11 protein-coding genes are annotated in these 12,377 nt (G+C 66.3%); 4 read left to right on the forward strand and 7 right to left on the reverse strand.

Annotated features, from left to right (window positions below; translation table 11 throughout):
- Positions 1 to 3 precede the first annotated feature (3 nt).
- From AC1D1N_RS27445 to AC1D1N_RS27455, 3 genes are all read right to left on the reverse strand, one after another.
- Positions 4 to 1,785 carry a bifunctional alpha/beta hydrolase/class I SAM-dependent methyltransferase gene (locus tag AC1D1N_RS27445; RefSeq protein ID WP_477352405.1) on the reverse strand — a complete coding sequence of 594 codons (1,782 nt, stop codon included), beginning with the start codon at positions 1,783 to 1,785 and terminating at the stop codon, positions 4 to 6.
- A 41-nt stretch (positions 1,786 to 1,826) separates the two neighbouring features.
- Positions 1,827 to 2,429 (reverse strand): CDP-alcohol phosphatidyltransferase family protein, encoded by a 603-nt coding sequence (locus tag AC1D1N_RS27450; protein ID WP_477352248.1) that lies wholly within the window; start codon positions 2,427 to 2,429, stop codon positions 1,827 to 1,829.
- 150 nt (positions 2,430 to 2,579) lie between these two features.
- Entirely contained in the window at positions 2,580 to 3,062 is a 483-nt protein-coding gene (locus tag AC1D1N_RS27455) for a hypothetical protein (protein WP_477352250.1), read from the reverse strand.
- A 220-nt stretch (positions 3,063 to 3,282) separates the two neighbouring features.
- Here AC1D1N_RS27455 and AC1D1N_RS27460 point away from each other — a divergent pair, with 220 nt between their 5' ends.
- Together AC1D1N_RS27460 and AC1D1N_RS27465 are read left to right on the forward strand one after the other, a co-directional pair.
- Complete coding sequence (locus tag AC1D1N_RS27460) at positions 3,283 to 4,656, forward strand: NfeD family protein (protein WP_477352252.1); 1,374 nt, start codon at positions 3,283 to 3,285, stop codon at positions 4,654 to 4,656.
- Positions 4,653 to 5,411 (forward strand): slipin family protein, encoded by a 759-nt coding sequence (locus AC1D1N_RS27465; protein WP_436259292.1) that lies wholly within the window; start codon positions 4,653 to 4,655, stop codon positions 5,409 to 5,411. Before AC1D1N_RS27460 ends, AC1D1N_RS27465 begins: the two co-directional genes overlap by 4 nt.
- Positions 5,412 to 5,530: 119 nt before the next feature.
- On the opposite strand, the gene AC1D1N_RS27470 is transcribed toward AC1D1N_RS27465, so the two are convergent.
- A complete protein-coding gene (locus AC1D1N_RS27470) occupies positions 5,531 to 6,460 on the reverse strand; it encodes a LysR family transcriptional regulator (RefSeq protein WP_477352254.1) in 930 nt (309 codons plus the stop codon).
- Positions 6,461 to 6,557: 97 nt separating this feature from the next.
- On the opposite strand from AC1D1N_RS27470, the gene AC1D1N_RS27475 reads away from it, so the two are divergent.
- Positions 6,558 to 7,568 (forward strand): zinc-dependent alcohol dehydrogenase family protein, encoded by a 1,011-nt coding sequence (locus AC1D1N_RS27475; protein ID WP_477352256.1) that lies wholly within the window; start codon positions 6,558 to 6,560, stop codon positions 7,566 to 7,568.
- 64 nt (positions 7,569 to 7,632) lie between these two features.
- On the opposite strand, the gene AC1D1N_RS27480 is transcribed toward AC1D1N_RS27475, so the two are convergent.
- Genes AC1D1N_RS27480 through AC1D1N_RS27490 form a run of 3 tightly spaced genes read right to left on the reverse strand, consistent with a single transcriptional unit; the run spans position 7,633 to position 11,419 of the window.
- Positions 7,633 to 9,948: a xanthine dehydrogenase family protein molybdopterin-binding subunit gene (locus AC1D1N_RS27480; protein ID WP_477352258.1), complete on the reverse strand. Its 2,316-nt coding sequence runs from the start codon at positions 9,946 to 9,948 to the stop codon at positions 7,633 to 7,635.
- A complete protein-coding gene (locus AC1D1N_RS27485) occupies positions 9,945 to 10,928 on the reverse strand; it encodes an FAD binding domain-containing protein (RefSeq protein ID WP_477352260.1) in 984 nt (327 codons plus the stop codon). Before AC1D1N_RS27485 ends, AC1D1N_RS27480 begins: the two co-directional genes overlap by 4 nt.
- Positions 10,925 to 11,419, reverse strand: a complete 495-nt coding sequence (locus AC1D1N_RS27490; RefSeq protein WP_436259297.1) for a (2Fe-2S)-binding protein — start codon at positions 11,417 to 11,419, stop codon at positions 10,925 to 10,927. The genes AC1D1N_RS27485 and AC1D1N_RS27490 overlap by 4 nt, the downstream gene beginning before the upstream one ends.
- Before the next feature lie 275 nt (positions 11,420 to 11,694).
- Here AC1D1N_RS27490 and AC1D1N_RS27495 point away from each other — a divergent pair, with 275 nt between their 5' ends.
- Entirely contained in the window at positions 11,695 to 12,336 is a 642-nt protein-coding gene (locus AC1D1N_RS27495) for a TetR/AcrR family transcriptional regulator (protein ID WP_436259298.1), read from the forward strand.
- The last annotated feature ends 41 nt before the right edge of the window (positions 12,337 to 12,377 follow it).

The raw sequence follows: 12,377 nt of genomic DNA on the forward strand, positions 1-12,377 counted from the left end.
TTCTCAGACGCGCCGAGCGACTGAAACAGTGAAGATGCCCCACTGGTCGATGCGCTGGTCGATCTTCTCGAAACCGGCCGCCGTCACCAGCTGGTCCATCTCGCCTTGCGTGCGCCGCCGCATCACCCAGGCCTGGCCGCCGCGATGCGAGGTCAGGCTGCGCGCGATCATTTCCAGCTGTGGGTGCCAGGGCTGATTGGTGTAGATCAGCAGGCCGCCGGGCTGCATGGCGCTGGCCAGCCCAGCGAGCGAGCGGGAAATCATCTGGTTGTCGGCGAACAATTCGTACAGGCCGGAGACGATGGCGAGGTCCGGCGCCGGATTGAGCCGGGCCAGCATTTCGGCATCGAAGGCGTCGGCCTTGCGGAAAGAGACGCTGGTCGGCAAATCCCGGTCGGCGATCAGTTTCGAGCCCAGCCCGACATTAATGTCGGAATAATCCTGCAGCCGCACACTGGCCGGCGGCTCGGCGCATTTGGCGACGGCATCGAGCACGTAGCGGCCATGGCCGGCGGCGATGTCGAGCATGTGGACGGGACGGCCGGCCGCCTTCAGGCTGGCGACGGCATTGCCGATCAGCTCTTCCAGATGCAGCTTGCGCTGGCGGATGCCGCGCCAGCCGATGGCGTCGAGGAAGGTGCGGTCGATCATGTGGCCGATGAAGCCGGTGCCGCGCGCCTCGTTCTCGTAGACATAGTCCAGCGTCGAGCCGGAATCGAAGCCGGTGGCAATGCCCGTCTTCATACCCGAAGACAGCCAGGCGCCCATGCGGATCGAGGCGCGGCTCATGGCCCAGTAGAGGCCTTTCGGCGACAGCAGCGCCAGCGGCGAGGCCAGCTTCTCGGCCTCATCGCGGGTGTAGCCGACGCGGTCGGCTGAGGTCAGGTCGATTGTCTTTTCCGGTGCGGCGAACTGCTTTTCGAGGAACGGTCGGATAAGGTCCAGCGCCTGGCGGCGATCGCGTTCGCCCAGCGTATCGTGGAAAAAGCCGGGCAGCACATGCCGCTCCTTGGCGCTGCTGCCGAGATTGACGAAGAATTCGTGCTGCGGTGCATGCCGCACCACCCAGTCGCTGCCCGAGATCAACAGCTGCGTCGGCACGGTGATGGCACGGGCGTCCGAGACGATGCGGGCGGCGTGGTCATAAAGTTCGACCAGGATGTTGGAAGCGATCGGCCGCGTGATCAGCGGGTCGGCATCGAAGGAAGCGATGCGCTCGGCATCATGCGTCAGGAACTTCGCCTTGACGTAGGAATTGACGAAGAAGCGGCCCTTGAGCTTCTGCCACAGCGCAATGCCCTCCTTGGCGAAGGGCACGTATAGCTTTACAGAAAAGGCCGGCGAGGCCACCACCAGTGCACGGATGTCGGGCGCATAATCATGTACCCAGGCGGCGGCAAGGACCGCGCCGAAGGATTGCGCGATCAGCGCGATGTCGCGCCGGTCAAAACCATCGCGGCCGATCTCGCGCACCAGGCAGTCGATGTCACGCACCAGCGCGGCAAAGGACGGCGCATAGCCGCGCTCGCCGGCCGAGCGGCCATTGCCGCGCGCGTCCCAGGCATAGAAGGCATGGTCGGGCATGGCGAGTTCGTCGACCAGATGCGCCATGCGGCCGCCGTGCTCGTGGCCGCGATGGAACAGAAGGATCGCGCCTTTGGGTGTCGGCCCTACCGCCGGCCAGTAGCGGTAAAAAATCTCGGTGCCGTCATGGCTTTTGAAGGTGCGCTCCTGCGCCACGCGCTCGAGGCTTGCCGGTGCTGCAGCAGCGATGGTCTGGTGGATCATGGTTTCCCTCTGGCGGCCGGGTCCCTGACGCTTCGGCATCAGGCGTCGCCCGCTCTAAGGCCGCTGCGTATCCGGTTGATGGCGGTTACCACAGACAGTGTAGCCAAGACCGGAAACACAAAGGGCGCGACCACCTCGATCCACAGGCCGCAAGCGATGAGGAAGCCGATGACACCGAGCATCAGCGCCCGGTCGCTCTTGCCGAACGGGCCGGTATAGTTGCGCCCGCTTCCGGCAGCGACGCCGAGCACGCCGGCGAACTCGACAAGCACGGCGGCGATGGCGAAGGCCACGACGCCCCAGGCCGGGAACAAAGTGGCGAAGGCCAGGATCAGCGCCAGGTCGGAGACGACGTCGCAGAGTTCGTTGAGATACATGCCGAGTTTCGAGGCCTGCCCGTGTTCCCTGGCCAGCATCCCATCAATGGCGTTGAGCGCCATGCGCACGAACAGCACCACCGGCATCAAAAGGAAAACCAAGGGATAGAAGGCAAGGATGGCAACCACCAGGCCGGTGGCGATGGAGAGCGCGGCGGCAAGAAGCGTGATCTGGTTGGCGGTGACGCCGGCGCCGGCCAGCCGGTCGGCCAGCGGCCGCAACCTGGCCTGAAAGGCCGGTTTCAGTGCATAGAGCGTAGGCATATGCGATCCCCCGACCGCGGCTCATGACAGTGTCGGCGAGATTGGTCAATCGCGGGGCGAGACGCAAGGGGTGGGCCTCTTCACCGGCAAACAAAATGGCGGGCTCAAAGCCCGCCATCTCCATGCAGTAATTCGGTCAGGGCTATGGCCTCAGTCAGCGTCGCCAGCTGAACCCTTGCCGCACTGCGCCAGCACCTTGCCGATGGCAGCGCTCGACCCCGTCAACGGAAAGCTGTTCTCGCCGTATTTGTCGGCTGTAACCGTGACGTCGCCCTTGCCTCGCAACAAGGCGAGCAGCGGGTCGGCCGCGCCTGACAATTCCAGCGTGAAATAATTGTACATCGCCTCGAGTTGGAGTGTTTTGGTGACGCTCTTGTCGCCGGCCTTGAAGGTGAAGGAGCCGCTGATGCCAGGCTCCAGCTGCTGGCCCGAGGCGCCGAGATCGTAGCTCAGCACCGGCTTGTCGAAACAGACCAGCATCAGATGCGCATCGGCCTTCGGTCCGCCGCACACCGAGGCCGTCAGCACGCTGCCGCCCTCGTCTTCCTCCATCTTCGCGGTCCAGCCGCACGCTGCCGCAAACACCGGCTGCGCGGCCTGGAGTGTGGCCGCGACGGCCACGATGAATTTCACCAATCCCCTTCTCATGGTCTCCCCCAGGCCACCCAGGCATCCGCGGCCCGGATCACAGAGAATAACTGAAGCCGGGCGTTACGCCGATAGTTGGCGAAAACTGCTGCGGGCGCAATCTCCCCCTGAGATTGCGCGCTCAGCCGCGTTCGCCAATCATCGGCACCACTCCCCATGGACTTCGCCAAAATACAACCCATATTGAATCTATGGAGCTTTGAGCGTGACCTTCGCGCGGGTGGCCCTTTTTGCTGCGGCCTTCGTTGTCGCGGCTGTCGTTTCTCCCTTCTCATCAGCCGAGAGCGAGAAGGTCGCGCTGAGCGTCGCCATCGACGGCGCCATCGGGCCGGCAAGTACCAGGCAACTCAAGGAAGCGCTTGATGTTGCCGCCAGGCGGGACGCCGAAGTCCTCATCCTTCAGCTCGACACGCCTGGCGGGCTGGTCACTTCGATGCGCGAGATGATCGCCGACATCCTGGCTTCGCCGGTGCCTGTCATCGGCTATGTCGCGCCGGCCGGCGGCCATGCGGCGAGTGCCGGCACCTATATCCTCTATGCCACCCATGTGGCTGCGATGGCGCCCGGCACCAATCTGGGCGCGGCGACGCCGGTCGAGATGGGCGGGCTGCCGTCGCTTCCCGGCGGCGACAAGAACAAGGGCGAGGAGAAGGACGCCACCGGGCGGCCGGCGAGCGACGCCATGATGGCCAAGGTAACCAATGATGCGGTCGCCTTGATCCGCTCGCTCGCCGAACTGCGCGGGCGCAATGCCGACTGGGGCGAAAAGGCCGTGCGCGAGGCGGCGAGCCTGTCGGCCAACGCGGCGCTGCAGGAGCATGTCATCGACTTTGTGGCCCGCGACACCACCGAGCTCCTGCAACTGGCCGATGGGCGCACGGTCGATGTGGCCGGCAAGAAACAGGTGCTGGCGACCAAGGGCCTGCCGGTCGAAACGCTGGAGCCCGGCTGGTTCATCCGGCTGCTCTCCGTCATCACCGATCCGAACATCGCGATCATCCTGATGCTGGTCGGCGTGTACGGTATTGTCTTCGAGTTCACCAGCCCCGGCGCGGTCGCGCCCGGCGTCATCGGCACGATCTGCCTCGTGCTCGGCCTCTATGCGCTCAATCTCCTGCCGATCAACTATACCGGCCTTGCCCTGATGCTGCTCGGTGTTGCCTTCCTCGTCGTCGAGGCCGTCAATCCCACCGTCGTGCTTGGATTCGGCGGCGTCGCCGCCTTCCTGCTCGGCGCCGCCATGCTGCTCAAGACTCAGGGGCCGGGCTTCGCCATGTCCTGGGCCGTCATCGGCCCCGCCGCGGCGCTGACGCTGGGGCTGGCGCTGCTGACCGGCACCTTTGTCTGGGCGGCGCGCAAGAACCCGCCGCGCGTCGGCGGCGAGGCCATGCGCGGCCAGCCCGCCGAGATCCTCGACTGGCAGGGCGGTGAGGGCCATGTGCTGGCCTTGGGCGAGCGCTGGCGGGCGAAGGCCGACGAGCCCATCGCACCCGGCGACAGCGTCGAGGTCACCGATGTCAGCGACCTCGTGCTGACCGTGCGGCGGCGCGATGCGGCAAGGAACGGAGCAAAACAATGAGCATCGGTTACGTGGCCTATCTGTTGCTTGCGCTGGTCGTGGTCATCTTCCTGTCCGCGGCCATCCGCATCCTCAGGGAATACCAGCGCGGCGTGGTCTTCACGCTCGGCCGCTTCACGGGGGTCAAGGGTCCCGGTCTCATCCTCCTCGTCCCCTTCGTCCAGCAGATGGTGAAGGTCGACCTGCGCGTCGTGGTGCAGGACGTGCCGCCGCAGGACGTCATTTCGCGCGACAACGTCTCGGTGAAGGTCAACGCGGTGCTCTATTTCCGCATCGTCGATGCCGAGCGGGCGGTCATCCAGGTCGAGGACTTCATGGCCGCCACCAACCAGCTGGCGCAGACCACGCTGCGCTCGGTGCTCGGCAAGCATGAGCTCGACGAGATGCTGGCCGAGCGCGACAAGCTCAACAGCGACATCCAGGAGATCCTCGACCAGCGCACCGATGCCTGGGGCATCAAGGTGTCCAATGTCGAGATCAAGCATGTCGACCTCAACGAGAACATGATCCGCGCCATCGCCAAGCAGGCCGAGGCGGAACGGCTGCGGCGCGCCAAGGTGATCAATGCCGAGGGCGAGCAGCAGGCGGCGGCGAAACTGGTCGAGGCGGGCCGGATGCTGGCGGCCGAGCCGCAGGCCATGCAGCTGCGCTATTTCGAGGCTTTGCACGACATCGCCGGCGAGCGCTCGTCCACGGTGGTGTTCCCGCTACCGGTGGATCTGCTCAGCCAGTTCCTGAAGCAGCAGGGGAAGTGAGCGAAGGCCTGAGTCGGCGCGACGGGCGAGGAAACCAAGCTGGAATGAAAGCCGCTTTCCTTCGCACCCACCTTATGGTCTGCCGGCCATCTCTCCGCAAAAGGGGAGACTGGCAAGCCTCACCGCCGCCAGGGCGGCTCCGGGGCGAAGCGCTTGCCGATCCAGTCGGCGAAGGCGCGCGTCTTGGCGGCTTGTCCCTTGGCTGAGGGCGTGACGACATAGATCGCGCCTTCGTCGGCCAGCGTCCAGCCTTCCAGGATTGGCACCAGCCGTCCGTCGGCGAGTTCGCGGCCGACCAACCAGTCAGTGCTCATCATCAGGCCGACGCCTTGCACGGCGGCCTCGACCAGTACCTCGGCATCATCGGTGACCAACGGCCCGGAGACTTCGACGCGCACGCTCCGGCCCTCCCGGTCGGTCATCTCCCAGGCGGGAAAGGTCTGGAAACCGCTGAAGCCCAGGCAGGAATGTTCGAGCAGCGCCCGCGGTGTCTCCGGCCTGCCCTTTCGGGCGAGATATGAGGGGGCGGCGCAGAGCAGCCGCCGCCGCGTCGCCACCTTGCGCGCCACCAGGTGCGAATCCTCCAGCGCGCCGAGCCGCACGGCGACGTCGAAATTCTCGGCGACCAGATCGGCGAAACGGTTGGAGAATTCGGCCTCGATGCGGACATCGGGAAATTCGGCAAGGAATTGCGGCAGCAGCGGCCCGATCCACATGCGCCCGAACGTGCCGGGCAGCGCCAGCCTGAGCAGGCCGCGCGGGCCGCCGCCGGCATGCGCCGACGCGGCAGCCTCGGCCTCGTCCACGGAGGCGAGGATAGCGCGCACCCGCACCATGAATTCGGCGCCCGCTTCCGTCAGCGACACGCTGCGGGTCGTGCGATGGAGCAGCCTGACGCCCAGCCGCTCCTCCAGCGATTGCAGGCGCCGCGACAGGATGGTCGCGTCGCGCCCGATACGCGCCGCCGCCCTGGTGAAGGACCGCGCCTCGGCGATGGCCGCGAAGGCCGCCATTTCGGCAAGGGTCATCGGCTCATGAGATTGCTGCATAAGTCACACTACTGAAATGTAAAAGGCAAGGATTATCCAGACATATCGCAGCAGTTAGCTTCACTCAACCCATCAATCGTCCCACCGGAGTGAAACCATGAAAGCCATCGAACTGAGCCAACCCAGGCTGGACGCCTTCCGCGCCGCCACCATTACCACCCCCGAACCGCAGCGCGGCGAGGTGCTGATCCGCCAGCGTGCGGCGAGCCTCAATTTCGTCGATGTCGCGGTGGCGAGCGGCAACTATCCCGGGCCGAGCTTTCCGCTCATCCCGGTCGCCGACGGCGCCGGCGAGATCATCGCGCTGGGCGAGGGGGTTACGGGATTCGCCGTCGGCGACCGCGTCGTCGCCCATGCCAAGCCACGCTGGATCGGCGGTCCGCCGCGGCCTTACGAGATGACGCAGATGCGCGGCATCTCGCTGCCGGGATCGCTGGCCGAATATGTCGCGCTGCCGGCCAACTCGCTCGTGCCGGTCCCGGCGCATCTCTCCTTCGAGGCGGCTTCGACGCTGCCGATCGCCGGCACCACCGCCTGGAACGCCATCCGCGCCGCCGATGTCGGGCCGGGCTCGGTCGTCGTGCTGCTCGGCACCGGCGGCGTCTCGATCTTCACCTTGCAGCTTGCGAAAGCCGCCGGCGCCACCGTCATCATCACTTCGTCGTCGGACGAGAAGCTGGAGCGCGCGAAGGCACTCGGCGCCGATCATCTCATCAACTACCGCGCGACGCCCGACTGGGACGGCAAGGTGCTGGAACTGACCGGCGGCCTCGGCGCCGACCTCGTCGTCGAAACCGCCGGCACCGCCACCTTCGCCCGCGCCGTCAACGCCACCGCGCCCGGCGGCACGCTGTTCACCATCGGTTTCGTCACCGGCGCCGAGGCCACGGTCAACCTGCTGCCGATCATCATCAAGGCGCTGAAGGTGGTGGGCAACAACACCGGATCGGTGTCCGACCTTCGCGACGCCGCCCGCGCCATCGGTGCAGCCAGGATCGAGCCGGTCGTCGACAAGGTTTTTTCGCAGAACGAAGCGGTCGAAGCCTACGCACACATGGCCGCCGGCGGCCTGCACTTCGGCAAGCTGGTGTTCGGGTTGGAGTGGTAGGTAGGGGCCGACGCCGGAGATTGGCGAGGCGAGGGTGACGACGATCTCCCCCGCCATCGCTTCCCTAAATCAGCTTCTCCAGCGTGATCGGCAGGTCACGCACTCTTTTGCCCGTGGCGTGAAACACAGCATTGGCGATCGCCGGCGCCACGCCGACGATTGCCAGTTCGCCCACGCCCTTGCCGCCGAGCACCGAGGAATGCAGGTCGGGAATGCCGACCGAGATCACTTCGATATCGGGGATGTCGGCATTGGTCGGCACCAGATAGTCGGCGAGGTTGTTGTTGACGATGCGGCCATGCCTGCGGTCGACGATGCCTTCTTCGAGCAGTGCCTGGCCGATGCCCATGATGATGCCGCCCTTCCACTGGCTTTCGGCCAGTTTCGGATTGTATAGCCGGCCGGAATCCAGCGCCGACACCACGCGCGACACGCGCACCGTGCCGAAATCCTCGTCGACCCGCACTTCGATGAAATGCGCGCACCAGGAGTGGCGCGAGTAGTCGCCCTCGGTGTGCGGCACCGACGTGGCGATGGTGGTGTAGTTCTTGTAGCGGTCTTCGGCGCTCGAATTGGCCGGCATGGTGTCGCCGGTGGCTTCGATGCGGTCACGGCCGACGCTCGCCAGCAGTTCGGCAATCGAGACATCGGGACCATCGCCGCGCGGCGCGGTGATGCGGCCATTGGCGACGACCAGCGTGTTGGCCTGCAGCGCGTGGAAGGGCGAGCGCGGATCGCTGATCGCCAGCCCGACCAATTGGTCGAGCGCCGATGTCGCCGCCTTGTAGACGGCGCCGGTCATCACGCCGGCCAGCCGCGACCCGCCGGCGACGCCGGCGCGGGGAAAGCGCGAGTCGCCGAGCTTGACCACGACATCGTCGGCCGGCACGCCGACCGTCTCGGCCGCTGTCTGCGCCAGGATGGTGTAGGTGCCCTGGCCCATGTCAATCGAGGAGCTTTCGACCTCGACGGAGCCGTCGGCGAGGATGCGCACGATGGCCTCGCCATAGGCGCGCCGCACCGGATAGGTGCCGGCGGCGACGCCCCAGCCGATCAGCTGCTGGCCGTCGCGCATCGAACGCGGCTTGGGCGTGCGATTCGACCAGCCGAAGCGTTCCGCACCTGCGGCAAAAGCCTCGCGCAACTGCCTTGTCGACCAGGCCTTTTTCGCCTCAGGATCCTGTTCGGCGTAGTTCCTGAGCCGGATCTCCAGCGGGTCGATGCCGACCTCATAGGCGAGCTCGTCGATGGCGCATTCGATGCCGAAGGCGCTGGGGTTCTCGCCGGGCGCCCGCTTGGCGCCGGGCACCACCGTGTTCACCCGCACAACATTCTGCTTCGAGGAGAAGTTGGGCGTGGCGTACATGATCGAGGTGACCGAAGCCAGCGGCTCGACCCACATGCCGTCGACCGCGGTCTCGTTGACGCCGCGATGCACGATCGACTGGATCTTGCCGTCACGGCCGGCGCCGATCGTCACCGTCTGGCGGGTCGCGGCGCGGCCGCCATAGGAGGTGAAGTTCTGCGGCCTTGTCAGCACCAACTTCACCGGCCGTCCGAGCATTTTCGCCGAGGCCGCCGCCACCGCGCTGTGGGCGAGCGCCAGCGCCTTCGAGCCGAAGCCGCCGCCAATATAGGGCGAGACCAGCCGCACATTCTCGAACGGCACGCCGAACCATTCGGCATAGGTGCGCGCCATGCCGTCCAGCCACTGGCTGGGCTCCCAGATGGTGAGCTCTTCGCCCTGCCAGCGCGCGATCAGCCCATGCGGCTCCATCGCCGCCTGGTATTCGCGCTGCGTATTGTAGGCGGCGCAGATGCGCACCGGTGCGGCGGCGAACGCCGCTTCGGCGTCGCCCCATTCCTTGGTCATGGCATCGATCGGGATGCCGTCGCCGGCCTTGGCATCGCTGAGGTCGACGATGGCCGGCGTCTCGTCATAGCTGACCTCGATCAGGGCCGCCGCGGCGACCGCCTGCTCGAAGGTCTCAGCCACGACGGCAGCTATATGCTGGCCGGAATACGTGACCGTGCGGGCGAGCGGTGAGTATGTCTTCTGCGTTGGCGGATTGCCCAGCCAGTCCGACGCGCCTTTGATCTCCATGATGGTGTCGGGCGTCAGCACCAGAAGCACGCCCGGCGCGGTCTCCGCGGCCCGTGTGTCGATCGCGCGCACCGTGCCGGCGGCGATGGTGGCCTCGACCATCACCGCATGCGCCAGCCCGTCGAGCTGCTGCTCGAAGGCGTATTTGGCAGCACCGGTGATCTTGGCCGGGCCGTCGACGCGCGACAGCCGTCCGCCGACCGCGCCGTCGGAGGCGTCGCCATGTCTCGAATCGGCATGTCTTGTATTGGCATGTCTGATGTTTTGAACGGTCATGCCGTCTCTCCCAGTTTGAGGATGGCGCGCGCGACCACGCGGGGCGCGAGCTCGATCTTGTAGTGGTTGGCGCCATGGTCGACGGCGCCTTCCATGGCGAGCCCGCTCGCCTTGCGCACGGTGTCTTCGTCCAGGACCTTGCCTTTCAGCGCCTCTTCCACGGCGCGCGCCCGCCACGGTTTTGTGGCGACGCCGCCGAGCGCGACGCGCAGGTCGCGGATGGTACGGCCGTCGGCTTCCAGCTCCAGCCCGACCGCGGCACTTGCCGCGGCGAACTCGTAGGACTGGCGGTCACGCACCTTGAGGTAGGTCGAGCGCCGCGCCGCGGCCGAACCGGGGATCTCGATCGCGGTGATCATCTCGCCGGCGCGGATGTCATGCTCGCGCTCAGGCGTGTCGCCCGGCAGCAGGAAGAAATCGTCGACCTTGAGCACGCGCTGGCCGAGATGGACCGTCGCATCGAAGGCGACGAGCGCGGTGGCGAGGTCACCGGGATACATGGCGATGCAGGCCTGGCTGGTGCCGAGCAGGGCGTGGCCCCGCGTCACGCCGCCGATCGCCGAGCAGCCGCTGCCGGGCTCACGCTTGTTGCAGGCGGAAAAGTTGGAGGGATCGCGGAAATAAGGGCAGCGCGTGCGCTGCATCAGATTGCCGCCGACGGTCGCCATGTTGCGCAGCTGCGCCGAGGCGGCCTGCCACAGTGCTTCCGAGACGGCAGGAAAATGGCTCTTGATCCCGGCATGGTCGGCGACATGGCTCATTTTCGCCAGCGCGCCGAGCGTGGCGTGGCTTGCATCGACGCTGATCGTGTCCAGCCCCTTGAGATGGGTGATGTCGACCACGGTCTCAGGCTGGGCGACGCCGCATTTGGCGAGGTCCACCAGCGTCGTGCCGCCGGCAAGCAGCATGGCGCCGGGAAGCGCCGTCGCCTTGCGCGCGGCCTCGATGCTGTCGGCGCGAACGTAGGAAAAATCCCTCATGATGCCACCTCCAGGGCCGCCTGGCGCACGGCGGCGACGATGTTCGGATAGGCGCCGCAGCGGCAGAGATTGCCGGCCATGTATTCGCGGATCTCGTCGTCGGAACCGGCATGGCCCTCGCGGATGCAGGCCACCGCCGACATGATCTGTCCCGGCGTGCAATAGCCGCACTGGAAGGCGTCCTGGTCGAGGAAGGCCGCCTGCACGGCGTCGAGCGTGCCGTCGGCTCCGGCGAGCCCCTCGATGGTGGTGATTTCGCGGCCTTCGACCTGCGCGGCCAGGGTCAGGCAGGCAAGCACGCGCTCGCCGTCGACATGCACAGTGCAGGCGCCGCACTGGCCGTGGTCGCAGCCCTTCTTGGTGCCGGTCAGGTCGAGGCGATCACGCAGCGCGTCGAGCAGCGTCACGCGCGGCTCGACCTGCAGTTCATGGGAATGGCCGTTGATGGTGAGGTGGATCGGGATGGTGGTGGAGGTGATTTGGTCGGTCATGAGGCGTCTGGCTCCAGTTGCTTGACGCTAGGGGATTGAAATGGGGCTTGGGTGGGGGAGGGCAAGGGCGGCGGAGAGCGTGATCTCCCCCACGAGGGAGGAGATTGGCAGCTTTGCCGCCCCGACTCTCCAGCGGGCAGGGGATGCTTCAGTCTTCACACTCTCAGCACGTGACATACCGGCTCCCCTGATTATATGATAAGACTGCTCCACTAAAACGGAGGCGCCTCCGTTTATCTAGGTGGGGGCTTACCCCTCGGGGTTCAAGCCCCCATATGTCGACAGTGGAGAAAAAATTGGACGACCAGCAGACAACAACCGCCCAAGGTGCGCGCGAAGCTGCAGCGCCGAAGCCGCTGCGCGCCGATGCGCAGCGCAACCGCGACCGGCTGGTCGAAGTCGCGGCAACGGCTTTTGCCGAGCAGGGCGTCGATGCCTCGCTGGAGGAGATCGCACGCCAGGCCGGTGTCGGCATCGGCACGCTCTACCGGCATTTCCCAACCCGCGAGCATCTGGTCGAGGTGGTCTACCGGCGCGAAGTCGAAGCACTCTGCGCGGCTGCCGACGACCTCGCCAGCCACCATTCGGCCGACATGGCGCTGGAACAGTGGATGCAGCGCTTCGTTGACTACATCGCCACCAAGCGCGGCCTGGCGGCCAGTCTCCGCATCCTGTTCAACACCAATTCCGCCGTGTTTTCCGACTTGTCGGGCCGGGTGTCGCTGGCCTTGCGGCAGCTGGTCGAGGCGGCGGTGGCCGAAGGCTCGATCCGCGGCGACGTCGACGCTTCCGATGTGCTGCATGCACTCGGCGGCATCTACTCGGCCCCCGACACCAAGGACTGGCGCGACCGCTCGCGCCGGCTGGTCAAGCTGCTGATGGACGGGCTGCGGTTTGGGGCTGCCAAGGCGCGGTGAGGTAGATTTCATATCGGCAGGGCAACAACCAAGCCCAACCA

It is taken from the genome of Mesorhizobium sp. P2_B5 (assembly GCF_056404775.1).